Origin of the sequence: Ectothiorhodospira shaposhnikovii (genome assembly GCF_022227765.1) — a bacterium.
Classification (GTDB): Bacteria; Pseudomonadota; Gammaproteobacteria; order Ectothiorhodospirales; family Ectothiorhodospiraceae; genus Ectothiorhodospira.
Window position 1 is genome coordinate 24,524 of sequence record NZ_JAJMLZ010000010.1, and the last position, 23,261, is coordinate 47,784.

Here is a 23,261-nt window from a genome sequence, read left to right on the forward strand (position 1 = left end):
CGCCCCGGGATGGCCCTACATGGCGGGATAGTTGGGGCCATCCCCCCCTTGGGGCACCACCCAGTCGATGTTCTGACCCGGGTCCTTGATGTCGCAGGTCTTGCAGTGCACGCAGTTCTGGGCATTGATCCGCAGTCGCGGCCCGGCACCGTTCTCCTCCACATATTCATAGACGCCCGCCGGACAGTAGCGGGTCTCGGGACCGGCAAAGCGGGCATGATTCAGTGACAGGGGCAGCGCCGGGTCCCGCAGTCGCAGGTGGACCGGCTGGCCTTCCTCGTGATGGGTGTTGGACAGAAACACCGAAGAAAGCCGGTCGAAGGTGAGCGTGCCGTCGGGCTTGGGATAGTCGACGGGGGTCGAGGATGCCGCCGGCCGCAGGGCGGCATGGTCCGGATGATGGTGCAGGGTCCAGGGCGCCCGGCCCTTGAACACATAGGTTTCCAGGGCGGCATGGGCCAGACCGCCCCACAGGCCCCAGCGGAAACCGGGACGGATGTTGCGGGCCGCATGCAGTTCCCGCATCACCCAGGTCTGATCCAGACGCTGCCGGTAATCGGTGGCCTCGCCCCGCTGCCCGGCCCCGTCGGCCAGCAGATCGAATACCGCCTCGGCCGCCGTCATGCCGCTCTTCATGGCGTTGTGGCTGCCCTTGATGCGGGGCACATCCAGAAAACCGGCGGCGTCTCCGGCCAGCAGGCCGCCCGGGAAACCGAGACGGGGAATGCTCTGCCAACCGCCCTCCACCAAGGCCCTGGCCCCGTAGGCAATGCGGCGCCCGCCCTCCAGCACCTCGCGGATGGCCGGATGGGTCTTGAACCGCTGCATTTCCTCGAAGGGGCTCAGATAGGGGTTGCGATAATCCAGTCCGACGATGAAACCCACCGCCACCTGATGGTCTTCCAAGTGGTAGAGGAATCCACCGCCATAGGTGCCTCGATCCAGTGGCCAGCCGATGGTATGACGGACGGTGCCGGGACGGTGCCTTGCCGGGTCCACTTCCCAGAGTTCCTTGACCCCGAGGCCGTAGGTCTGGGGGTCGACGCCGTCCCGTAGCGCAAAACGGGCCATCAACTGCTTGGTCAGTGAACCGTGACAGCCCTCGGTGAACAGGGTCTGGCGGGCGTGGAGTTCCACCCCCGGCTCAAACTGGGGGCCTTCGCTGCCATCGGCCAGACGACCCATGTCGGCGGTGGCCACGCCCATCACCGCACCCTGGTCATCGAACAGGATCTCCGCCGCCGGGAATCCGGGCAGGACCTCCACCCCCAGATCCTCGGCCTGCCGGGCCAGCCAGCGGCAGAGATTGCCCAGACTGATGATGTAATTGCCCTGGTTGTGCATCTGGGGCGGCAGGGGCAGTGTGAACGCCCGCTGCCGCCCCAGCCACAGGAAGGCATCTTCGGTGGCCGGCGTATGCAGGGGTGCCCCCCGGGCCTGCCAGTCGGGAATGAGTTCGTTCAGGGCCCGGGGGTCGAACACGGCCCCGGAAAGGATATGGGCACCCACCTCGGAACCCTTCTCCAGGACGCAGACCGACAGTTCCCGGCCGGCGGCCTCGGCCAGCTGCCGCAGACGGATCGCCGCCGCCAGGCCGGCCGGGCCGGCGCCGACGATGACCACATCAAATTCCATGCTTTCACGTTCCGACATGGCGGGTGTCTCCGTATCAGGGTGTCGGGTCAGGCCTTCATCTGTCTGAGTCCGTCCCGCAACGACGGCAGGATCTCGAACAGATCCCCCACCAGGGCGTAGTCGGCGGTCTGCACCATGGGGCACTCCTCATCCTTGTTGATGGCCACCACCACCTTGCTGTCCTTCATTCCGGCCCAGTGCTGGATGGCGCCGGAGATGCCCACGGCGATGTACAGCTCCGGGGCGACGATCTTTCCGGTCTGGCCCACCTGGTAGTCGTTGGGCACAAATCCCGCGTCCACCGCCGCCCGGGAGGCACCGATGGCGGCACCCAGTTCATCGGCCACCGCCTCCAGCAACTCAAAGCCCTCCGCACTGCCGACGCCCCGCCCACCGGAGATCACCACCCGGGCGGCGCCCAGTTCGGGCCGTTCGCTGCGGGTCATGGCATCCTCCACGAACCGGGACAGGCCCGGATCGGGGCCGGCGGCGATGGCCGTGATCTCCGCCTGCCCGTCCTCGGGGGCCGGGGCAAAGGCCGTGGTGCGGATGGTCAGCACCCGGATGGGCTCCTCGCAACAGACCCGGGCCATGACATTGCCCGCATAGATGGGACGCTGGAAGACGGTGGGGCTCTCAATCGCGGTGATGTCCGATACCTGGCCCACGTCCAGCAGGCCCGCCACCCGGGGCATGACATCCTTGCCATGACTGGTGGCGGCGGCCACCACCGCCTGATGGTCGGCGGCCAGGGCGGCGATCAGTACCGCCAGGGGCTCCGCCAGCTGATGTGCGTACAGCGGGTCATCACACAGCAGCACCTGCGTCACGCCTCGCAACCGCGCCGCGGCCTCGGCCACGGCACCGCAATGATGACCGGCCACCAGAACCCGGACGTCGCCCCCCAGGGCCGTCGCCGCCGCCACCGCCCGGCGACCGGCATCGGAAAGGATTTTATGATCGTGTTCCGCCACTACCAGGACTGTCATGGTTGTTCTCCTGTTCAAATCACCTGGGCATCATGCTTGAGCCGATGGAGCAGGTCTTCCACGCTCTCCACCCGCACCCCGGGCTTGCGTGCCGGCGGTTCCGACACGCCCAGGCAGCGGATGCCGGTGGACGTATTCACGCCCAGGCTTTCAAGCGGCTTGATGTCCAGTGGTTTTTTCTTGGCCTTCATGATGTTGGGCAGTTTCAGGTAGCGGGGTTCGTTAAGCCGCAGGTCGGTGCTGACTACCGCCGGCAACGGTAGGGCCACGGTGCGGGTCCCGCCGTCCACCTCCCGGCTGACCCGGGCCTCGCCGTCCGCCAACGCCAGCCGACAGGCAAAGGTGCCCTGCCCCCAGCCCAGACGGGCCGCCAGCATCTGGGCGGTCTGGTTGCAGTCGTCATCGATGGCCTGCTTGCCCATGAGCACCAGCCGTGGCGCTTCTTCATCCACGATGGCCTTGAGGATGCGACTGATCACCACCGGCTCCAGAGCGGCTTCCGGAGTCTGTACCAGAACCGCCCGGTCGGCGCCGAAGGCCAGGGCGGTGCGCAGCACATCCTGGCAGGCATCGGTGCCGATACTCACCGCCACCACCTCGCTCACCTGCCCCGCCTCCTTCAGGCGCACGGCCGCTTCCATGGCGATCTCGTCAAAGGGGTTCATGGACATCTTCAGATTGGCCAGGTCCACGCCGGAACCATCCGAGCGGGCGCGCACCCGTACGTTGTAATCCACGACCCGTTTCACCGGTACCAGTACCTTCATGGGCATTCTCCTTCAGGATTTGTCTTCGGGACGCATCACCAGCACCGGCGAGCGGGCGGCGCGGACCACCTCGCGGGCGAAGCTCCCCATGAGCGCCCGCTGCAGACCGGCACGACCATGGGTGGTCATGGCAATCACGGCCCCCTTGATGAGGGCGGAATACTCCACCACGGCCTGGGCCACGTCCTTGCCATGAAGCACATCCCAGTTGACGGACATGCCGTGCAACTCGGGCATGTGGTCCGCCACCCGGCGCAGATAGACCCATTCCCCGGAGTCGGCGCCACCGCCCACGCCGAAGGAGGGCTTGAGCACCTGGATCAGGCGAATGTCGGCGCCAATGGCCCGGGCAAAGGACACGGCCTCCGGCAACATGGCCTCGGACAGAGGCGAACCATCCAGACAGACCAGCACGGTGCGGATCGGGCCGGTCCACTCCTCGGCAAACTCCGGCCCGGTGAACAGCAGGGGCCGGTGCGTATTCCGTACCATGTGACTGGCCACACTGCCGGCCACGGCCTCCCCCACCAGGCCGCGGGCATGGGTGGACATGACCACCGGCGAGTCCGGGTCCTGATTGATGAGTTCCATCACCCCGTCGGTGACCGAGGCATGGGTGATCACTTCCACCAGGGCATCATTGAGTCCCCGGGCCGCCAGGATGCTCTGCAACAGCGCCTTGCGTTCGCCGGCATCCTGATCCCGGGACACCACGGAGGCCAGACGGACCCGCAGGCCCAGCTGACCCGCCAGTGACAGCCCCGGTCGCAGGGCCGCCTGGGAGCGGACGCTTGAATCCAGCGGAATGGTGACGGCAGCAGACATGACATGACTCCTTGTTGAGGACGTTGCGCGACTCAGGCAAGCCAGCGCTTGCGGCGTCGATAATGTTTCACGTTGAGGTAATCCACCTTGCCCGCGCCGCCCAGATAGAACTCCTGGACATCCGGATTCTCCCGCAGCACGGCGGCCTCGCCGCTCATGACCACATGACCGTTTTCCAGCAGGTAGGCATAGTCCACCACGGCCAGGGCGGCGGTGGCGTTCTGTTCCACCAGCAGCACGCTCATGCCCTGTTCCTCGTTGATCTTGCGGATGATCTCGAAGATCTCCTGCACCAGCAGCGGGGAAAGGCCCAGGCTGGGTTCATCCAGCATGATCAGGTCCGGCTCGGTCATCAGGGCCCGGCCGATGGCCAGCATCTGCTGTTCACCGCCGGAGAGGTAACCGGACTTGGTGCGGGCCCGCTCCTTGAGGCGGGGGAAATAGGTGAACACCTGTTCCCGCAGTTCCTGATAGCGCTGTCGGCTGCCCCGCAGGGGGAAGGCGGCCAGCAGGTTGTCCTCCGGGGTCAGATGCTCGAAGATGCGCCGTCCCTCCAGCACGTGGACAAGACCGGCGGCCACCCTTTTGGGCGGTGTCAGCGGCAGCATGTCCTGTCCCTTGAACCAGAGATTGCCGCGGGTGACCAGACCCCGTTCCGGTGCCAGCAGACCGCTGATGGACTTGAGGGTGGTGCTCTTGCCGGCGCCGTTGCTGCCCAGCAGGGCGATCATCTGCCCCTGCTCGATCTTCAGCGACACACCCTTGATGGCAAGGAACACCCGGTCATACACCACTTCCACGTTGCTCAGTTCAAGCAGGGGCTGGGCCGTATCCCGCAGGGGCACGGCGGTATTCGATGATGTCAGCATGGGAACACCGTTTTCCTGTCTGTGGTGGAGGGTTCCGGAGAGTGCCACCCCGGCGGCACCGGGGTGGCCGACCACGGGCTAGCGGCCGTCCCTGAAACCCTGGGCATCCTTCTCGATCTCGTGCCAGACGATCTCCTGGAAGGCATTGCTCCAGTCGGTCAGGGGTTCCCAGGTCTGGCCGTTCCACTGGGAGACACGGCCATAACCGCCGCCCTGGTGGTCGGTGGCGGTGAGGGTCACCGGCGGCATCAGGCCGCGGGCATCGAAGCCCTCGATCATTTCAAAGCCGCGACGCAGGGTGTCTCCGGTCAGGGGCGCGCCGAATTCACGGATGGCGAGGCGGGCGGCCTCCACCGCCACCGCCATGGTGGCCACGCCGATGTTGTAGTAGCTTGATCCCACATTGGCGGCGGGACCGGCACCCAGACCCGGTTCAACCACGTGAGTGAGAATGTCCTGGATCACCGCCGGCTCCCGGCCGGAAGCCACCGCCTCGAAGCGCTTGACGCCGTTCATGTGGTTACCGCCCACATTTCGGGCATCGGTTTCCGACAGCCACACCACGGAAAGGATGTTCTGAGGACGGATGCCGTTACGAATGGCCTCGCGCACGGACACCTGCTGACCGCCGCCGGCACCCCAGATGATCACATGATCGGGCCGGTAGCGACGCACATCGGACCAGGTGGCGGACTGTTCAGTGCCCGGGCTGGGATAACCGAAGCTGCGCAGCTGGAAACCCTTTTGCTGGGCCAGCTCCTGCAGCACCGGCAACGGTTCGCGACCAAAGGGCGAGTCGATATGCACCAGGGCGATGCGCTTGTTGGCCAGACCGCCCTGATGACGGTCGATGTAGTCCGCCAGCAGCGTGGCCTGGGACCAGTAGGTGGCCATCATGGGAAAGACGAAGGGGAAGGTCTCGCCGTGGGAGGCATCGCCGCGCCCGTGCAGGGCGGTGATCATCACCACTTCATCCCGCAGTACCCGGTTCACCGCCGCCCGGGATACCGGCGTGCTGAAGAAGTCCACCAGCACGGCGCCCTCGCGCCGGGCCCGGTTGTAGGCCTCCAGACCCCGCTGGGGTTCGTTGGCGGTGTCGCGGATGATGGTCTCGATGGGATGACCCTCGACGCCGCCGGTTTCGTTGATCAGGCGCAGGTAGTCCTGCTGGCCTTGGTTGTACTCGCTGGAGACGAAGGTGTAGACGGCGGTGAAGTCCTGCAACAGGGCGAACTTGATCGGTTCCTTGTCGGCACTGGCGGTCCCTCCCACCGCCAGTGCCATGGCGCCGGCCACCCCGGCCAGCCCTTTGAGCAATGTCTTCATGGCATACTCCTCATTATCATCATCTGGCCCGGGGGCCTGGTTGGTATCAGCTCTGGGTATGACGGAACGGCCAGACCAGGAAGTACTTGCGGATGTTGTCGTAGATCTTGGCCAGTCCCAGGGGCTCGAACAGAATCACACCGATGATCAGTGCCCCGTAGACCATCAATGGAATGTGCGACAGCAGATTGAAGGAGATGGGAATCAGGTCGAACTGGGCCACGAAGGCCAGCAGGTTGGTGAGCACGATGGGCAGCAGCAGGACAAATCCGGCCCCCAGATAGGCACCGATGACGCTGCCAAGGCCCCCCACCAGCACCATGGCCACCAGCTGGATGGAGACGTTGAACCCGAACTGTTCCGGGGTCACCGCCTGGTAGTAGCAGAACGCCAGCACCGCGCCGGTCACACCGCCCAGGAAGGAACTGGCGAAGAAGGCCAGCAACTTGTACTTGAGCGGGTTGACGCCGATCACCGAGGCGGCAAAATCCTTGTCCCGCACCGCCACCAGGGCACGCCCGAAGCTGCTGCGCTTGATGTTCATGATCAACAGCGTCACCACCACCGTCCACAGCAAGGCCGTGTAGTAGAGGGCGCCGTCACTCTGGAGCGGGATGAACAGGAAGGTCACGTCCGGGGTGCTCAGGGTGGCCTGGGCACCGCCGGAGATGGCCGGCACGTTGATGATGGTCCACTCCACCAGGTACTGCATGGCCAGGGTGGCCATCACCAGGTAGAGCCCCTTCACCCGCAGGGCCGCCGCCCCGAACAGGCAACCGATGAGGGCCGCCATCAGGCCGGCACCCAGCAGGGCCAGTTCGAAGGGCACCCCGGCCCGGGTCAGATGGATGCTGGTATAGGCCCCGATGGCCATCACCGCGGCAAAGCCGAAGTGAAGCTGGCCGGCGACGCCCATCAGCAGGGTCAGGGACAGGGCCGCCGCGGTCCAGATCAGCCAGGGCAGCATGTAGCTGGTCAGATACAGGTCGGAGAGCAGGAAAGGGGCCGCCACTGCCAGCAGCAACAATCCCTGGACGATCCGCCGGTCGGCGGTCACGGGCCAGAGGGCACGCGCCGACTCGTAACGGGTATGGTGAATGCCGGACAGTCGATAGAACATGGCGCTTAGACCCTCTCGATGTCTTCACGGCCGAAGATGCCGTGGGGACGGAACATGATGGTGAGCAGGATGATCAGGGAAGTGACCACGTCGCGGGTGCCGCCACCCACCAGCGGGTCCACGTAACCGGGGATCACGCTGCCCAGGATGCCGACGATGAGACCGGCGATGAGAACGCCGTAGATGCTGTCCAGACCGCCCAGGATGACCACGGCCACGGCCGGGAACAGCAGGGCCGTCAGGGTCCAGTCCACCCCCTGTACCGAGCCCCACATGGCCCCGGCGGCCACCGCGGAGATCCCCGCCAGCCCCCAGGAGATGGCCACAGCCCGCTCCACGGAGATGCCCACGGACCAGCTGGAGATGTGGTTGTCGGACACCGCCCGCAACTTGGTGCCCAGGCGGGTGCGGAAGAACAGCAGGGACAGGCCCACCATGGCCGCGCCGATAAGGCCGCCCACCAGATATTCCCGGTTGATGAACACGTCACCGATGATGATGGGCATCATGTCCAGTCCCAGGTCCAGACTCTTGGGTGCCGCCCCCAGCAGGCCGGGGCCGATGCCGCGCAACAGGCTCTCCAGGCCCAGGGTGAGCATGACCACCATGATGATGGGCTGCCCCACCATCTTGCGCAGCAGGAAGCGCTCGGTGAGCATGCCGAACAGGAACATGCCCACCAGGGCCATGAAGAGGGCCACCAGGATGGGCGTGCCCAGCAGGCCGGCAAAGATCCACACCAGATAGGCGGCGATCATCACCATGGCCCCCTGGGCCAGATTGGGCACCCCCGAGGACTTGTAGATGAGCACGATGCCAAGGGCCACCAGGCTGTACATGAGCCCGGTCAGCGCCCCGTTGATGGTCAATTCGATCAGGAACTGGAAATCCATGGGTCACACCTCCTCCGCCAGCCGGGCACCGGTCACGTCCGCCACCGCCAGGTGGCGCTTGAGGGTGCCGGACTCGCCGGTTTCGTAACTGATTCTTGCCTCGAACTCGATGGCGCCGCGGCCGTCGTAGAGGGATTCGATGATGGGGGCGTAGTGGGCGTCGATGACCTTGCGCCGCAGCTTGCGGGTCCGGGTCACCTCGCCGTCGTCCGGGTCGAACTCCTTGTGCAGATTGACAAAGCGCTGGATTGCCAGGGCCTCGGGCAGCACTCCGTTCACATGGGCCACCTCCTTGCGCACCAGTTCGTAGACCTGGGGCTTCTGGGACAGGTCGGCGAAGGAGGTGTAGGCCACCCCGTTTTCCTCCGCCCAGTGCCCCACCGCGTCGATGTCGATAACGATCAGGGCGGCCAGATAGTCCCGATCCTTGCCCAGGATGCAGGCATCCTTGATGTAGTGACTGAACTTGAGCCGGTTCTCCACGTAGGTGGGGATGAACCGCTCGCCACCCCGGGTGTATACCACCTCGGACACTCGGCCCAGTACCACCAGCTGACCGTCCTCCTCCAGATAGCCCGCGTCCCCGGTATGCATCCAGCCGTCCTGGAGGGTCTCGGCGGTGGCCTCGGGATTGTTGAAGTAACCGTCGAAGATGTTGTCGGAACGCACCAGGATCTCGCCATCGTCGCTGATCTTCAGTTCCACCCCGGGGAAGGGTCGACCTGCGGTGTGCAGGCTGATGGAATCCGGTGGCTGAGCCACGCACAGGGCACAGTTCTCGGTCTGGCCGTAGAACTGGCGCAAGTTGAGGCCCAGGGCGCGGAAGAACAGGAACACGTCCTCCCCCATGGCCTCGCCGGCGGTATAGGGCCGCTCCACCCGGGCCAGTCCCAGCTGATCCTTGAGGGGGCCGAAGATCAGCACCTCCCCCACGGCGCGCCAGACACGCTCGACCGCCGTGGGCGCCCTGCCCTCCAGCCGACGCCGTTCCAGTTCCACCGCAAAGGGCATGAAATGGTGATAGAGGCGACGCTTGAGGCCGGTGGATTCACTGATCCCCACCTGGATGCGGGTGAGCATGTTGGACCAGGCCCGGGGCGAACCGAAGTACAGGGTAGGGGCGATTTCCCGCAGATCATGCAGGGCGGTTTCCTGGCGCTCGGGGATATTGACGCAGAAACGCAGTACCAGGGCGGCGCCGATGGTGAAGATGAAGTCACCCACCCAGGCCATGGGCAGGTAGGCCATGTGCACCTCGCCTTCGCGGAAATATCCGGCCTGGGAGGCATTGCGCACCCCCGAGAGGATGTGCCCATGCTTGAGGGGAATGCCCTTGGGGGCACCGGTGGTACCCGAGGAGTGCAGCAGCACCGCCGTGTCATGGACCGAGGGCCGGGACTGCAGGTCCCGGGCCAGGTTCGGCTCCCGTTCCAGTCGGGCGCGGCCCCGAGCCAGCAGGTCTTCCAGGGCCAGCGCACCCCGGGGTTCCTTGTCCTTGAGACCCCGGGGGTCATCGAACAGGATGTGATCCAGATGGCCGTAGCCGGCGGCGCGGATGCCCAGCAGCTTGTCCACCTGCTCCTGGTCCTCCACCAGGGCACAACGGATGGACTCCGCCTCCATCTGGGACTGGATTTCCTGGGGATTGGTGTCCGGGTAGGCCGGGGACGGCACAGCCCGCAGGGTCACCGCCGCCAGCATGCCGAAATACAGTGCCGGCCGGTTGTCCCCCACCACCAGGACCCGGTCCCCCGGACCGATCCCCAGTGTCTCCAGACCGGCGGCCAGGGCCATGACCCGTTCCAGGTAATCCTGCCAGGTATATTCCTGCCAGATGCCCCGGTCCCGCTCCCGCAGGGCGACCTGGTCACCATGGTCGCGGGCATTGTTCACCAGCTGCCGGATCAGGTGGTCCTGATCCTGCCAGCCAGGGTGCATGGCCCTGGAGCTCTCCAGATTCTGATGTATCTTTTCAGGCAGCATCTTTGACCTTCCCGATATAGGCCGTGACGACGGCAGGATCATTGATGGCTTCGCGGGTGGGGCCTTCGGCGATCTTCTCGCCGTTGTTGAGCACCACGGCCCGGTTGCAGATGGCGGTGACCACGTCCATGTGATGCTCGATCAGCAGCATGGTGGTACCCATGGCCTCCCGGGCATCCAGGATGAAGCGCACCATGTACTCCTTTTCTTCCTGGTTCATGCCGGCCATGGGCTCGTCCAGCACCAGGAAACGGGGCTCGGCACAGAGGGCGCGGGCCAGTTCCACGCGCTTCTGCATCCCCAGGGGGATCACATCCACGGGTTCGTCCCGCACGCTCTCCAACTGCAGCAGATCGATGATTTCCTCCACCTTGACCCGGTGCGCCACTTCCTCCTTCTGCGCCCACCACCAGTAGAACAGGGAGGCCATGATGCTGGGACGCATGAAGATGTGACGGCCCAACAGGATGTTGTCCAACACACTCAGGCCCCGGAACAGGGCCACGTTCTGAAAGGTGCGGGCGATGCCCTTCTGGGCGATGCAATGGGGCTTGAGTCCGTTGATGGGTTCACCCAGAAAGCGGATCTGGCCCTGCTGGGGCGGATAGAAGCCGGTGATGGCATTGACCAGGGTGGTCTTGCCCGAGCCGTTGGGTCCGACCAGTCCGAAGATCTCTCCCTTGCGTACCGACAGGGAGATGCCCTTGAGTGCCTGAAGACCGCCGAACCAGCGATTCACCTGGTCGCATTCCAGTACGATGTCCTGGTCGGCGTCATGCTGAGTCTGTGTCACGCCTTACCCTCCCGATGCCTGGTGATCTTGACTGCCGGCGGCCAGGCTGCCGGCGGTGTGTTGCGTTGATGGGCCGTAGCCGGCCCGTGGCCGCCGGGGCGGCTCGGTACCGGTCGCTGTTTCCGTGATCAGCCCCCTTGCATGCTCGCGGCGGGGCCGGGCCGCCTTCAGGTCGCCGGCGGCGCGGGGATGCCCAGCGCCGCCAGGGCCTCGTCACGCAGCATGAACTTGAGCGCGCGCCCCGTACTGCGGGGAAATGCCTCATAGAGACGCACATGCAGGGGAATCTTGAAATGGGCGATCTGCCCCTTGCAGAAGTCCTTGACCTCCGCCTCCGTGAGCGATACCCCGGACCCAAGTTCCACACAGGCGCAGACCACCTCCCCCAGTCGGTCATCGGGAATGCCCACCACCACCGCATCCCGGATCCCAGGATGGGTGCGCAGGAAATCCTCGATCTCCCGGGGGTAGATGTTCTCGCCGCCGCGAATGATCATGTCCTTGACCCCGCCGACGATGCGGCAGTAACCCTCCTCGTCGATCCGGGCCAGGTCGCCGGTATGCAACCAGCCGGCGGCATCCACCACCCGCCGGGTCAGCTCCGGATCGTCCCAGTACCCGCGCATGACGTTGTACCCCCGCACGCACAGCTCGCCGGTGCCCCCTCTGGGGACGATGCGGCCCTCGCTGTCGATGACCTTGGCCTCCACGTGGGGGCGAATGGTGCCGACGGTGTTGAGGCGCCGCTCCACCGGGTCATTCACGTCGCTCATGAAGGAGATGGGAGAGGATTCGGTCATGCCGTAGCCGATGGTGACCTGATCCATGTGCATCAGGCGCATCACCTGATCCATGGTGTCCGGTGGACAGGGCGCCCCAGCCATGATCCCGGTGCGCAGGGAAGCCAGATCAAAATCGGCGAACCGTTCATGGTCGAGCATGGCCTTGAACATGGCGGGCACCCCGTAGAGGGCGGTGCATCGCTCGCCGGCCACGGCCTTGAGGGTGTCCAGCGGATCGAAGGCCTCGCCGGGATAAACCATAGTCGCTCCATGTCCCAGGCAAGCCATGTTGCCCATCACCATGCCGAAGCAGTGGAACAGGGGGACCGGGATGCAGACCCGGTCATCCGCCCCCAGGCGCAGGGTCTGCCCAACCATGTAGCCGTTATTGATGATGTTGTGGTGGGTCAGCGTGGTGCCGGCGGGCTCGCCGCCCATGGCGTTGCTGAACTGGATGTTCACGGGATCATCCATCTCCACCCGGGCGGCCAGGGCCGCCACTTCGGCCAGGGCCTCCGGGTCGACGTCACCCTCCATGAGCCTGGTGAAATCGAGCATGCCGGGGGTGCTCGCCTCCCCCACCCGGATCACGCGGCGCAGTGACGGAACGGCGACGGCGTTCAGGATGCCGCTTTCGGCCTCGGCCAGTTCCGGCAGCAGTTCCTGGAGCATCCGGATGTAGTCACTGGTCTTGAACGCATCCTGGGTCACCAGGGCCCGCGCCTGCACCAGGTTCAGGAAACGCTGCAACTCCGCCTTGCGCACGCCGGGATTGATGTTCACCGAGATCATGCCCAGGCGCGCCGCGGCCAGTTGGGTCAGAGTCCATTCACTCCGGTTCATCATCCAGATGGCGATCCGGTCCCCCGGCTGCAGACCCAGCCCCAGCAAGGCGGCGGCCAGCCGGTCCACCGCGACATCCATCGCCTTCCAGCTCAGGCGGACACCGTGGGCACAGTCCACCAGGGCCGGGCCCTCGGGGTGGCTGGTCGCCAGCAGGCGCAACCGTTCCCCCACGGTGGTACCCTGGAGCGGCTCCCCCCCCTTGCCCTGCACATAACTGCGGTCAGGCTGACTCATGATCTCCTTCCTCCGGAGCGCCGACGTTTCGGTTGACGTCGATCTGGTTATGAAGTTATGGCTAATCTAGTTACCGTTTACGTCTACGTCAACTATTTTTTCCATGATTCCACTGGGGTTTCTATGTGCAGTGCACAAAACCCATGCAGGCAAGTTGGCAATTGCGTAGAATATTCCGTAAACGGAAACCTGATCGAGTCCAGCGGGTCCAAATCAGGACCCACGCGGCGACACCACAGCCAGGAAGCCTCCATAACCCATGGGAAAACATCATGAGCGAACCCCAGCCGACCATCCGGGAACACGACCTCAACGGCACCACCTACACCATCGGTGAACTGGCGAAGGAATTCGACGTCACCACCCGCGCCATCCGCTTCTACGAGGACGAAGGCCTGCTCAGCCCGGTTCGCATCGGCTCCAAGCGCCTCTACCGCCGCCGGGACCGGGCCCGGCTCAAGCTCATCCTCCGTGGCAAGCGCCTGGGCTTCACCCTGGCCGAGATCCGCGAGACCTTCAATCTCTATGACGAAGCCCATGGCGAGTCCCAGCAACTGCGCTATTACCTCTCGGTGCTGGAAGAAAAGCGCCAGCACCTGATCCGCCAGCGGGCAGACCTGGAAGAGACCCTGCGGGAACTGGATCAGTCCTATGCCCATTGCGAGCAGTTGCTGGCACAGCAGGAGCAGCGCAAGGCAAAAGACCAGAATGCCGCCGCCCGCCGACCGACACGTCGCGATCCGACGGCCGCCACCCAGCAGGACTCTGTGGCGAACTGACGCCGGGAAGCCCTCCCGGCCCACCGGCAACGGCACCGCGCCCGGTGCCGCCCCCCCTTTTCCGCCCTCATCTCGGCCAGATTTAACCTTTCCGTAAAATACTTACGCCCAAATATTGACGTTTACGTCAACGGAATTTAAGCTCCATCACAACCACCCAACACAGAGGGACTTTCCATGAGCCATTTCCCCACGCTGGACTTTGCCCTGGGCGAGGAAATCAACATGCTGCGGGATGCGGTGGCCGAGTTCGCCGCCGCCGAGATTGCCCCGCGGGCGGCGGATATCGACCGGGAGAACCAGTTCCCCCAGGATCTGTGGCCCAAGCTGGGTGAAATGGGCCTGCTGGGCATCACGGTAGGCGAGGAATACGGCGGCACCGGTATGGGGTATCTGGCCCACATGGTGGCCATGGAGGAGATCTCCCGGGCCTCGGCCTCGGTGGCCCTGTCCTACGGCGCCCATTCCAACCTGTGCGTGAACCAGATCAAGCTCAACGGCACCGAGGCGCAAAAGCGCAAGTACCTGCCCAAACTGATGACCGGCGAGCATGTGGGCGCCCTGGCCATGTCCGAGCCGGGCGCCGGTTCCGACGTGGTCGGCATGCGCCTGCGGGCACGCAAGGAAGGCGACCGCTATATCCTCAACGGCAACAAGATGTGGATCACCAACGGCCCCGAGGCCAGCACCCTGGTGGTCTACGCCAAGACCGACCCCGATGCCGGCCCCCGGGGAATCACCGCCTTCATCGTGGAACGGGGCATGAAGGGCTTTTCCACCGCGCAGAAACTGGACAAGCTGGGCATGCGCGGTTCCAACACCTGCGAACTGATCTTCGAGGACTGCGAGATCCCGGCGGACCACATCCTGGGCAAGGAAGGCGAAGGGGTGAAGGTACTGATGTCCGGCCTGGATTATGAACGGGCGGTGCTGGCCGCCGGCCCCCTGGGGATCATGGCCGCCTGCATGGACGTGGTCATCCCCTACGTGCACGAACGCAAGCAGTTCGGCCAGGCCATCGGCGAATTCCAGCTCATGCAGGCCAAGCTGGCGGACATGTACACCAGCCTCAATGCCTCCCGGGCCTATGTCTATGCGGTGGGCCGGGCCTGCGACCGGGGCGAGACCACCCGCAAGGATGCCGCCGGCGCCATCCTCTTTGCCGCCGAAAAGGCCACCTGGATGGCCCTTGAGGCGATCCAGTGCCTGGGCGGCAACGGCTATATCAACGAATACCCCACCGGGCGCCTGCTGCGGGATGCCAAGCTCTACGAGATCGGCGCCGGCACCTCGGAGATCCGGCGCATGCTGATCGGCCGCGAACTGTTCAAGGAAACCCGCTGAACCTGCTTCAGCCCATCGTCGGGGACGCCAGCACAGGGGAGTCAGGGACCATCATGAACGTCATCAAGAGCAAGATCGACACCCGATCCGGGGAGTTTGCCGCCAACCAGGCCGCCATGGGCGCTCTGGTGGAAGATCTGCGATCCCGGGTGGCCCGCATCACCCAGGGGGGCAGCGAACGGGCCCGGGACCGGCATCTGTCCCGGGGCAAGCTGCTGCCTCGGGAACGCATCCAGGTCCTGCTGGACCCAGGCTCCCCGTTCCTGGAACTGTCCCAACTGGCGGCCCTGGGGATGTACGACGATGAAGTGCCGTCCGCCGGCCTCATCGCCGGTATCGGCCGGGTCTGCGGCCAGGAGTGCATGATCGTGGCCAATGACGCCACGGTGAAGGGCGGCACCTATTACCCCATGACCCTCAAGAAGCATCTGCGGGCCCAGGAGATCGCCCGGCAGAACCGGTTGCCCTGCATCTATCTGGTGGACTCCGGCGGTGCCAACCTGCCCAGCCAGGACGAGGTCTTTCCGGACCGGGATCACTTCGGTCGCATCTTCTACAACCAGGCCGTGATGTCCTCCCAGGGCATTCCCCAGATCGCGGTGGTGATGGGTTCCTGTACCGCCGGCGGCGCCTACGTGCCCGCCATGGCCGAGGAAAGCATCATCGTCAAGGAACAGGGCACCATCTTCCTGGCCGGGCCGCCGCTGGTGAAGGCGGCCACCGGGGAGGTGGTCAGCGCCGAGGAACTGGGCGGGGCCGATGTGCATTCCCGCGTCTCCGGGGTCACGGACCATTACGCCCTCAACGACGCCCATGCCCTGGGGCTGGCGCGCCGCAGCGTCGGTCGCCTCAATCGCTGCAAGCGGGTGGACATGGACATTCGCCCCACCCGCCCCCCCCTGTACGATCCGGCCGAGATCGGCGGCATCATCCCCGCCGACAGCCGCAAGCCCTACGACGTGCGCGAGGTGATCGCCCGCATCGTCGACGGCTCCGAGCTGGACGAATTCAAGGCCCTCTACGGCACCACCCTGGTCTGCGGCTTTGCCCATATCCACGGTTACCCGGTGGGCATCGTCGCCAACAACGGGGTGCTGTTTTCCGAATCGGCCCTCAAGGGCGCCCATTTCATCGAGCTGTGCAGCCAGCGGGGCATTCCCCTGGTATTTTTGCAGAACATCACCGGCTTCATGGTGGGACGCAAGTACGAGTCCGGCGGCATCGCCAAGGACGGCGCCAAGATGGTCACCGCCGTCGCCTGCGCCCAGGTACCCAAGTTCACCGTCCTGATCGGCGGCAGTTTCGGCGCCGGCAACTACGGCATGTGCGGCCGCGCCTATTCGCCCCGCTTCCTGTGGATGTGGCCCAATGCCCGCATCTCCGTCATGGGCGGCGAACAGGCGGCCAACGTGATGGCCCAGGTGAAGCGGGATACCCTGGAACGTCGCGGCGAAACCTGGACCCGCGACGAAGAGGAACGGTTCAAGACCCCCATCCGCGAGCAGTACGAACGCCAGGGCCACCCCTATTACGCCACCGCCCGGCTCTGGGATGACGGCGTCATTGATCCGGCGGATACCCGCATGGTGCTGGGGCTGGGTATTTCCGCCAGCCTGAATGCCCCCATCCGCGAGACCCGCTTCGGCCTGTTCCGCATGTAGTCGCAAGGAGCCCTTTCATGCCCGACACCTCAGCCCTGACCTGCGAGATCCGGGACGACATCGCCTGGATCACCCTCAACCGTCCCGAGCGGCACAACGCCTTCGACGACGCCCTGATCCGGGACCTCACCGAGGCCCTGCGCCGGGTATCGGCGTCGCCGGCGGTACGCGCCGTGGTGCTGGCAGGCGCCGGCAAAAGTTTTTCCGCCGGCGCCGACATCGGCTGGATGAAGCGCATGGCCCACTACACCGAGGCGGAAAACCTGGCGGATGCCCAGGCCCTGGGGGATCTCATGGATACCCTCTATCGCATGGACCCGCCGACCATCGCCCGGGTCCATGGCGCCGCCCTGGGCGGCGGCGTGGGCCTGGTGGCCGCCTGCGATCTGGCCCTGGCCACGGAGCAGGCCCATTTCTGCCTCTCGGAGGTTCGCCTCGGCCTGATCCCGGCCACCATTTCCCCCTACGTGATCGAGGCCATGGGGGCACGCCAGGCCCGGCGCTACTTCATCACCGCGGAGCGCATCGATGCCCGGGAGGCCGCGCGCATCGGCCTGATCCATCAGGTGCTGGCGGACGAGGCCGCCCTGGATGCACAGATCCTCCAGACCCTGAACCAGATCCGTCGCAACGGCCCCGAGGCCATGGCCGCCGCCAAGGCCCTGGTCCGGGACGTGAGCCATCGCCCCATCGACGCCGCCCTGGTGACCGAGACCGCCGGGCGCATCGCCCGCATCCGGGCCGGTCGGGAAGCCCAGGAGGGCCTGGGTGCCTTCCTGGAAAAACGGCAGCCCGCCTGGTGCCCCTCCGACCCGGCCTGATGGCCCCCAACCGCAGGGAATCGAGCATGTTCCACAAGATACTGATTGCCAACCGGGGCGAGATCGCCTGCCGCATTGCCCGTACCTGCCGCGAGTTGGGGATTCGTACCGTGGCCGTCTATTCGGAGGCGGACCGGGAGGCCATGCACGTCAAGGCCTGCGACGAGGCCTGGCCCATCGGCCCGGCACCGGCCCGAGATAGCTACCTGAACATCCCCCGCATCCTGGAGGCGGCCCGACGCAGCGGCGCCCAGGCGATCCATCCCGGCTATGGGTTTTTGTCCGAGAACGCCGATTTTGCCCGCGCCTGCGACGAGGCCGGCATCGTTTTCATCGGTCCCCCGGTGGGGGCCATCGAGGCCATGGGCTCCAAGAGTGCCGCCAAGGCGATCATGGAAGCCGCCGGCGTGCCCCTGGTGCCGGGGTATCACGGCGACGATCAGTCCCCTGCCCTGCTGGCCGACGTGGCCGCACGGATCGGCTATCCGGTCCTGATCAAGGCCTCCGCCGGCGGCGGCGGCAAGGGGATGCGACGGGTGGATGATCCGGACCGGTTTCGCGAGGCCCTGGAAGCGGCCCGGCGCGAGGCCCGCTCCGCCTTCGGCGATGACCGGGTGCTGGTGGAAAAATACCTGCTCCAACCCCGCCACGTGGAAGTCCAGGTCTTTGCGGACAGCCAGGGCCGGGTGGTCCACCTGTTCGAACGGGACTGCTCGGTGCAACGGCGACATCAGAAAGTCATCGAGGAAGCGCCCGCCCCCGGCCTGGATCAGGCGCGTCGGCACCAGCTGGGCGAAGCGGCCATTGCCGCCGCCCGCGCCATCGGCTACGTGGGCGCCGGCACCGTGGAATTCATCATGGACAGTCGCGGCGAATTCTATTTCATGGAAATGAACACCCGCCTGCAGGTGGAGCACCCGGTCACCGAGATGATCACCGGCCAGGACCTGGTGGCCTGGCAACTGCGGGTGGCCGCCGGTCACCCTCTGCCCTGCGAACAGGCTGACCTGGCCATCCGGGGGCATGCCTTCGAGGCCCGCATCTATGCCGAGGACGCAGATCGGGATTTCCTGCCCGCCACCGGCACCATCGGCCACCTGCGCACCCCGCCGTCGAGCCGGCACGTGCGCATCGATACCGGCGTACAGGAAGGCGACGAGATCAGCGTTCACTACGACCCCATGATCGCCAAGCTGGTGGTCTGGGATCAGGACCGGGAGACCGCCCTGCGCCGCCTGGCCACGGCCCTGGAGTCCTTCATCGTCGTGGGCACCACCACCAATGTGGGTTTTTTGTCCCGCCTGGCCCGCCATCCGGCCTTTGCCGAGGCACGGATCGATACCGGCTTCATCGACACCCACCGGGCCGACCTGCTGCCGCCGGTACCACCGATCAATGACGGACAGCTCTGTGCCGCCACCCTGCATGAACTGCTTCGAGTGGAGCAGGCGGCCCGGGAGCGAGCGCGTCAGTCCGGCGACATCACCTCCCCATGGCATGCCACCACCGGCTGGCGCCTGAACACCGACAGCCACCGCACCCTGCACTTTTTCGACTCGGCCCGAGACCGGGATCTCAAGGTGGTGGCCCACTATCTGGACACGGGCTTTCGCCTGGACCTGGGACAGGGTGAACACTGGGTCCAGGGCGATCTGCAGCCCGATGGTCGCCTGCGCATGCAGGTGGACGGCGTGCATCAGGATGCCTGGGTGTTGCAGGAAGGACGCCGTCTGAGTGTCTTCATGGCGGGTCACACCCGTGACCTGGTGATCCATGATCCCCTGGCGGCGGGCATGGACGACGAGATCCAGGAAGGCAGCCTGATGGCCCCCATGCCGGGCCTGGTGGTCGCCGTCCATGTGAAGCCGGGTGACGTGGTACGGGAAGGCGATCCCCTCATGGTGCTGGAGGCCATGAAGATGGAGTATCAGATCAGCGCCCTCACCGACGGCATCGTCGACAGCGTGAACTACAGCGAAGGCGAACAGGTGACCGAAGGCGCCCAGCTCCTGACCATTCGCCAGGGAGAATGACCCATGGCACCCATCACGACCCCCTATTATCTGGAAGACCTGAGTCCCGGCATGTGCTTCGAGACCGAGGCCACCACCATGACCGAGGCGGACATCATCCGCTTCGGTCGGGAATTCGACCCCCAGCCCCACCACGTGGACCCGGAGGCCGCCCGTCACACCCTGTTCGGCGGTCTGGTGGCCAGTGGCTGGCACACCATCGGCGTGATGACCGCCCTGGCGGTGCGCTCCGGCATGCCCCTGGCGGAAGGCCAGATCGGCGTGGGGGTGGAAGGCATTCGCTTCGCCAAGCCGGTTCGCCCCGGTGATCGCATCCGACTGCATCTGAAGATCCTGGAGGCCCGCCCACGGGAATCCCGGCCCGGCTGGGGGGTGGTGAGGGTGCAGTGGACCGGCATCAACCAGTATGACGAAGTGGTGGTCGAACTCCAGCCCAGCGTGCTGGTGCGCGCCCGCGACGGGGAGATCGCCCGATGAACCTGTCCGGATCGTCAGTGCGTCTGGTGGAGGTTGGTCCCCGGGACGGCCTGCAGAACGAACCGGGCACCATTCCCACGGCCGTCAAACTGAGCCTCATCGAGCGCCTGGCCGACGCGGGCCTGACCTGGATCGAGGCCACCGCCTTCGTTTCCCCAAAATGGGTGCCCCAGATGGCGGACCATGGAGAGATCATGACCGCCCTGGCACCCCGACCCGGGGTGCGCTATCCGGTCCTCGCGCCGAACCTCAAGGGTCTGGAGGCCGCCGTGGCCGCGGGCGCCAGGGACGTGGCGGTCTTTGCCGCGGCCTCGGAAAGTTTTTCCCGCAAGAACATCAACTGCGGCATCGACGACAGTCTGGACCGTTTTGCCCCGGTGATGGAACGGGCCAGGGCGCTGGACATCCCGGTACGGGGCTACGTCTCCTGCACCCTGGGCTGTCCCTATGAGGGCGAGATCCCGCCGGAGGCCGTGGCCCGGGTGGCGGCGCGCCTCCATGCCATGGGCTGCCATGAGATCTCTCTGGGAGACACCATCGGCACCGGCACCCCCCTCAAGGCCCGTCGCATGGTGGAGCGGGTGGCCGAGGTCGTGCCCATGGCGCAGCTGGCGGCCCATTTCCATGACACCTACGGCCAGGCCCTGGCCAATCTCTACGCCGTCATGGAACTGGGCATCCGCACCATCGACACCTCGGTGGCGGGCCTGGGGGGCTGCCCCTATGCCCGGGGCGCCTCGGGCAATGTGGCCACCGAGGACGTGGTCTACATGCTGCACGGCATGGGTATCGACACCGGGGTGGACCTGGCGACCCTGGTGGAAACAGCCCACTGGATCTGCGGACAGTTGGGACGGCCCGTGAACTCGCGAGTGGCCCGCGCCATGGCGCCTTGTGATATCTGAAGACTGGTCAGCCGGCGCGCTCCCACCCGCCCTGAATGATCCGGATCCGACCGGCCGCCAGGTTCTCCATCACGTTGCGACCCATCACGAAAAAGCGTTCGCCGAAGATCAGTGACGGGTTCAGCGCCCCGGACTCGCCCCGGGCCTCACGGCCCGTGTGCTTGCGGCGCCATTGCAGCGCCTGCTCGCTGATATCCTCCATGAACAGGGGACGCAGTCCGATCGTCTCCAGCCGCGCTTTCAGGGTTGCCAGGTCCGGCAGATGGCTGTGCCGGGGCAGGTCCGCCCAGGGCACGGGTAACTGCAACGCCCCCTCCCCCGACCCTGCCACCACTTCATGGATCAGCAGTCGCCCGCCGGGACGCAGCACCCGGACGATCTCATCCAGTGCTTGCGGCAGGTCCGGCACGTTCAGGAACACATGCTGTGCCCAGACCGCATCAAAGGTGGCCATGGCAAAGGGCAGGCATTGGGCATCGCCGTGAACAAAATCAGTCCTGGCGGCCAGCCCGGTGGCGCGACTGAGCCACCGGCCGGTGGACACGAAATCCGGCGTGATATCCAGGCCGGTGACCCGCAGCCCATGGTCATGGGCCAGCAGACGGGTCGTGCCCCCGGTGCCGCAGCCCAGATCCAGCACCCGCTCAGCTTGGGAAAAACCCGCCCGGTCCGCCAGCCGACGACTGGCCGCCCGTCCGCCCACATGAAGTTGATCGATGGCGGCGACATCATCGCAGGCGAGTCGATCCGGGTTCAGCCCAGCCTGGATCAGGGCTTGACGCAGGATCTGTTCAAGCCCCGACGGGGCGTAGCGTGAGGCAAGGGAGCCGGCAGGGTCCGGTGGTTGCAAGTCCATCTCTATCAAATCCATTACGAAAAAAGGGGAGCCGTTCGGCTCCCCGAAGGATGGCCCGCGATCAGAATCGCGTCTGCAAATTGAGGCTCACCGCGTTGACGCTGTCCCGGTCGGGCAGCAGATCGGCGGTATCGGCAAAGCCGTAGGTGGCCCAAAGACGAGTGGACTGGGTGACATGGTAGTGGAGCTGGATATCACCGAATACCACATCCTCGGACTGGTTCAGATCCCGTGCCAGACCGTCATACTGCACCCAACCGGCGGCCAGCTTGAGCTGCCAGCTGTCGCTGGGACTGAAAGTGCCACGGACCGCAATCAGATGACGGTCGAAGTCCCGTCGAACTCCCTCGAACTCCCTGGCTCCCTTCCCCAGCCCGGACATGCTCAGGGCGTCGATCCGGGTGGCGGTGGCATCGTGGCGGGGGCTGCTGTGAATCAGGCTGGAGAAGCTGTCGAACCCGGGCTCGATCAGAGAGCCATTGAGGTTGAAGAAATACTGACCTTCCAGCTTGAAGGCGGGGGTGACGTCAAAACCGCCGCGCACAAATCCTGCGTAGGTGTCATTGGTGAACAGGGCATCCCCACCGCCCAGATAGTGGGCACCGGCCGTCAGTTCCACCTCGCCCACCTTGCCCTGGACCCAGGGGGAGATCAGGGTGCCGCCGCGCACGTTGTAGAACCGATCCGATTCGTAGTCCCCTGTGGCATCCTTCTCATCATCCCCCAGGTAGTAGCCCAGCAGCGCCCCCCAGGCCCAGCCGCTGTTGCGGCCGGTCAGGCCGGTATAGAGCAGGTAACCGTCGTCCTTGTTGTCATCCAGGGTCTTCTTGCGACGCTGGTCCGCGCCCACCAGGAAGGTCACCCCGTCGGCCACCGGCCCCAGCAGGATGATGCGGTCACGTCGGTCGTCCGCCACGGTGATGCCGAAGTTCCAGTTGGCAATCTGCCGGCCCGCCCGGAGCTGCCAGCCCTCCCCCAGAGGCACACTGACATAGCCGTAGTCCAGGGTCACGGTGCGGTGATCCCGGCCGTCGGTGAAGGGTTGGTTCTGCTGAAGATCTTTCAGATCACCCGAAGTGTCCCCCCGCCAGGTGTCGTTGATCAGATTGACGCCCGCATGCACGCTCACCCCGTCCTGGATGCGGATGTCCGTGCGCAGACGCAGACGCTGCTCAAAACCGTTCTGGTTGCCCCCGGTGGCCATACTGCGATCAAAACCGCGCACATCGATGTCGCCATTGAACTTGTATTCCACGGCCTGGGCGCCGGGCACGGCCAGAAGGCCGGCCAACGCAAGGTGGCTGGGTCTGATACCCATCATTG

Annotated in this window: 20 protein-coding genes; 7 read left to right on the top strand and 13 right to left on the bottom strand. The window is 65.6% G+C overall.

Going from position 1 to position 23,261, the window contains the following annotated elements; translation table 11 throughout:
• Window positions 1-15: 15 nt before the first annotated feature.
• The 11 genes from LQD11_RS13515 to LQD11_RS13565 form a co-directional block, all read right to left on the bottom strand.
• Window positions 16-1,653, bottom strand: coding sequence for an electron transfer flavoprotein-ubiquinone oxidoreductase (locus LQD11_RS13515; RefSeq protein ID WP_238618014.1), 1,638 nt, complete (start codon window positions 1,651-1,653; stop codon window positions 16-18).
• Between the two features lie 29 nt (window positions 1,654-1,682).
• Entirely contained in the window at window positions 1,683-2,624 is a 942-nt protein-coding gene (locus LQD11_RS13520) for an electron transfer flavoprotein subunit alpha/FixB family protein (protein ID WP_238618015.1), read from the bottom strand.
• Between the two features lie 14 nt (window positions 2,625-2,638).
• On the bottom strand, window positions 2,639-3,391 hold the full coding sequence (locus tag LQD11_RS13525; protein ID WP_090202321.1) for an electron transfer flavoprotein subunit beta/FixA family protein: 753 nt from the start codon (window positions 3,389-3,391) through the stop codon (window positions 2,639-2,641).
• Window positions 3,392-3,403: 12 nt separating this feature from the next.
• Complete coding sequence (locus LQD11_RS13530) at window positions 3,404-4,216, bottom strand: universal stress protein (protein WP_238618016.1); 813 nt, start codon at window positions 4,214-4,216, stop codon at window positions 3,404-3,406.
• Between the two features lie 32 nt (window positions 4,217-4,248).
• Window positions 4,249-5,085 carry an ABC transporter ATP-binding protein gene (locus tag LQD11_RS13535; protein WP_238618017.1) on the bottom strand — a complete coding sequence of 279 codons (837 nt, stop codon included), beginning with the start codon at window positions 5,083-5,085 and terminating at the stop codon, window positions 4,249-4,251.
• 78 nt (window positions 5,086-5,163) lie between these two features.
• Window positions 5,164-6,411, bottom strand: coding sequence for an ABC transporter substrate-binding protein (locus LQD11_RS13540; RefSeq protein WP_238618018.1), 1,248 nt, complete (start codon window positions 6,409-6,411; stop codon window positions 5,164-5,166).
• Window positions 6,412-6,457: 46 nt separating this feature from the next.
• Complete coding sequence (locus LQD11_RS13545; protein WP_238618019.1) at window positions 6,458-7,531, bottom strand: branched-chain amino acid ABC transporter permease; 1,074 nt, start codon at window positions 7,529-7,531, stop codon at window positions 6,458-6,460.
• 5 nt (window positions 7,532-7,536) lie between these two features.
• Window positions 7,537-8,424: a branched-chain amino acid ABC transporter permease gene (locus LQD11_RS13550; protein WP_238618020.1), complete on the bottom strand. Its 888-nt coding sequence runs from the start codon at window positions 8,422-8,424 to the stop codon at window positions 7,537-7,539.
• 3 nt (window positions 8,425-8,427) lie between these two features.
• Complete coding sequence (locus LQD11_RS13555; RefSeq protein ID WP_238618021.1) at window positions 8,428-10,407, bottom strand: AMP-dependent synthetase/ligase; 1,980 nt, start codon at window positions 10,405-10,407, stop codon at window positions 8,428-8,430.
• Window positions 10,397-11,200: an ABC transporter ATP-binding protein gene (locus LQD11_RS13560; protein WP_238618022.1), complete on the bottom strand. Its 804-nt coding sequence runs from the start codon at window positions 11,198-11,200 to the stop codon at window positions 10,397-10,399. Before LQD11_RS13560 ends, LQD11_RS13555 begins: the two co-directional genes overlap by 11 nt.
• Window positions 11,201-11,367: 167 nt before the next feature.
• Entirely contained in the window at window positions 11,368-13,062 is a 1,695-nt protein-coding gene (locus LQD11_RS13565; RefSeq protein WP_238618023.1) for an AMP-binding protein, read from the bottom strand.
• Window positions 13,063-13,334: 272 nt separating this feature from the next.
• Here LQD11_RS13565 and LQD11_RS13570 point away from each other — a divergent pair, with 272 nt between their 5' ends.
• The 7 genes from LQD11_RS13570 to LQD11_RS13600 all read left to right on the top strand — a co-directional run bounded on the left by LQD11_RS13570 (window position 13,335) and on the right by LQD11_RS13600 (window position 21,082).
• Window positions 13,335-13,841, top strand: a complete 507-nt coding sequence (locus LQD11_RS13570) for a MerR family transcriptional regulator (protein ID WP_238618024.1) — start codon at window positions 13,335-13,337, stop codon at window positions 13,839-13,841.
• A 177-nt stretch (window positions 13,842-14,018) separates the two neighbouring features.
• Window positions 14,019-15,185: an isovaleryl-CoA dehydrogenase gene (locus tag LQD11_RS13575; RefSeq protein ID WP_238618025.1), complete on the top strand. Its 1,167-nt coding sequence runs from the start codon at window positions 14,019-14,021 to the stop codon at window positions 15,183-15,185.
• 53 nt (window positions 15,186-15,238) lie between these two features.
• Complete coding sequence (locus tag LQD11_RS13580) at window positions 15,239-16,846, top strand: carboxyl transferase domain-containing protein (RefSeq protein WP_238618026.1); 1,608 nt, start codon at window positions 15,239-15,241, stop codon at window positions 16,844-16,846.
• A 17-nt stretch (window positions 16,847-16,863) separates the two neighbouring features.
• On the top strand, window positions 16,864-17,667 hold the full coding sequence (locus LQD11_RS13585) for an enoyl-CoA hydratase/isomerase family protein (protein WP_238618027.1): 804 nt from the start codon (window positions 16,864-16,866) through the stop codon (window positions 17,665-17,667).
• A 26-nt stretch (window positions 17,668-17,693) separates the two neighbouring features.
• Window positions 17,694-19,700, top strand: a complete 2,007-nt coding sequence (locus LQD11_RS13590; RefSeq protein ID WP_238618028.1) for an acetyl/propionyl/methylcrotonyl-CoA carboxylase subunit alpha — start codon at window positions 17,694-17,696, stop codon at window positions 19,698-19,700.
• 3 nt (window positions 19,701-19,703) lie between these two features.
• A complete protein-coding gene (locus tag LQD11_RS13595) occupies window positions 19,704-20,177 on the top strand; it encodes a MaoC family dehydratase (protein WP_238618029.1) in 474 nt (157 codons plus the stop codon).
• Window positions 20,174-21,082 carry a hydroxymethylglutaryl-CoA lyase gene (locus LQD11_RS13600; protein WP_238618030.1) on the top strand — a complete coding sequence of 303 codons (909 nt, stop codon included), beginning with the start codon at window positions 20,174-20,176 and terminating at the stop codon, window positions 21,080-21,082. The genes LQD11_RS13595 and LQD11_RS13600 overlap by 4 nt, the downstream gene beginning before the upstream one ends.
• Before the next feature lie 7 nt (window positions 21,083-21,089).
• Here LQD11_RS13600 and LQD11_RS13605 read toward each other — a convergent pair whose 3' ends face one another.
• Window positions 21,090-21,938 carry a class I SAM-dependent methyltransferase gene (locus tag LQD11_RS13605; protein WP_238618031.1) on the bottom strand — a complete coding sequence of 283 codons (849 nt, stop codon included), beginning with the start codon at window positions 21,936-21,938 and terminating at the stop codon, window positions 21,090-21,092.
• A 61-nt stretch (window positions 21,939-21,999) separates the two neighbouring features.
• Window positions 22,000-23,256, bottom strand: coding sequence for a hypothetical protein (locus tag LQD11_RS13610; protein ID WP_238618032.1), 1,257 nt, complete (start codon window positions 23,254-23,256; stop codon window positions 22,000-22,002).
• Between the last annotated feature and the right edge of the window lie 5 nt (window positions 23,257-23,261).

What these genes read in the sequence shown, in the direction of transcription:
- LQD11_RS13600 (WP_238618030.1), top strand. Translation starts at nt 20,174, where the DNA reads ATGAACCTGTCCGGATCGTCAGTGCGTCTGGTGGAGGTTGGTCCCCGG.
- LQD11_RS13575 (WP_238618025.1), top strand. Translation starts at nt 14,019, where the DNA reads ATGAGCCATTTCCCCACGCTGGACTTTGCCCTGGGCGAGGAAATCAAC.
- LQD11_RS13565 (WP_238618023.1), bottom strand. Translation starts at nt 13,062, where the DNA reads ATGAGTCAGCCTGACCGCAGTTATGTGCAGGGCAAGGGGGGGGAGCCG.
- LQD11_RS13590 (WP_238618028.1), top strand. Translation starts at nt 17,694, where the DNA reads ATGTTCCACAAGATACTGATTGCCAACCGGGGCGAGATCGCCTGCCGC.
- LQD11_RS13545 (WP_238618019.1), bottom strand. Translation starts at nt 7,531, where the DNA reads ATGTTCTATCGACTGTCCGGCATTCACCATACCCGTTACGAGTCGGCG.
- LQD11_RS13525 (WP_090202321.1), bottom strand. Translation starts at nt 3,391, where the DNA reads ATGAAGGTACTGGTACCGGTGAAACGGGTCGTGGATTACAACGTACGG.
- LQD11_RS13530 (WP_238618016.1), bottom strand. Translation starts at nt 4,216, where the DNA reads ATGTCTGCTGCCGTCACCATTCCGCTGGATTCAAGCGTCCGCTCCCAG.
- LQD11_RS13540 (WP_238618018.1), bottom strand. Translation starts at nt 6,411, where the DNA reads ATGAAGACATTGCTCAAAGGGCTGGCCGGGGTGGCCGGCGCCATGGCA.
- LQD11_RS13535 (WP_238618017.1), bottom strand. Translation starts at nt 5,085, where the DNA reads ATGCTGACATCATCGAATACCGCCGTGCCCCTGCGGGATACGGCCCAG.
- LQD11_RS13610 (WP_238618032.1), bottom strand. Translation starts at nt 23,256, where the DNA reads ATGGGTATCAGACCCAGCCACCTTGCGTTGGCCGGCCTTCTGGCCGTG.
- LQD11_RS13570 (WP_238618024.1), top strand. Translation starts at nt 13,335, where the DNA reads ATGAGCGAACCCCAGCCGACCATCCGGGAACACGACCTCAACGGCACC.
- LQD11_RS13595 (WP_238618029.1), top strand. Translation starts at nt 19,704, where the DNA reads ATGGCACCCATCACGACCCCCTATTATCTGGAAGACCTGAGTCCCGGC.
- LQD11_RS13605 (WP_238618031.1), bottom strand. Translation starts at nt 21,938, where the DNA reads ATGGACTTGCAACCACCGGACCCTGCCGGCTCCCTTGCCTCACGCTAC.
- LQD11_RS13520 (WP_238618015.1), bottom strand. Translation starts at nt 2,624, where the DNA reads ATGACAGTCCTGGTAGTGGCGGAACACGATCATAAAATCCTTTCCGAT.
- LQD11_RS13550 (WP_238618020.1), bottom strand. Translation starts at nt 8,424, where the DNA reads ATGGATTTCCAGTTCCTGATCGAATTGACCATCAACGGGGCGCTGACC.
- LQD11_RS13555 (WP_238618021.1), bottom strand. Translation starts at nt 10,407, where the DNA reads ATGCTGCCTGAAAAGATACATCAGAATCTGGAGAGCTCCAGGGCCATG.
- LQD11_RS13580 (WP_238618026.1), top strand. Translation starts at nt 15,239, where the DNA reads ATGAACGTCATCAAGAGCAAGATCGACACCCGATCCGGGGAGTTTGCC.
- LQD11_RS13515 (WP_238618014.1), bottom strand. Translation starts at nt 1,653, where the DNA reads ATGTCGGAACGTGAAAGCATGGAATTTGATGTGGTCATCGTCGGCGCC.
- LQD11_RS13585 (WP_238618027.1), top strand. Translation starts at nt 16,864, where the DNA reads ATGCCCGACACCTCAGCCCTGACCTGCGAGATCCGGGACGACATCGCC.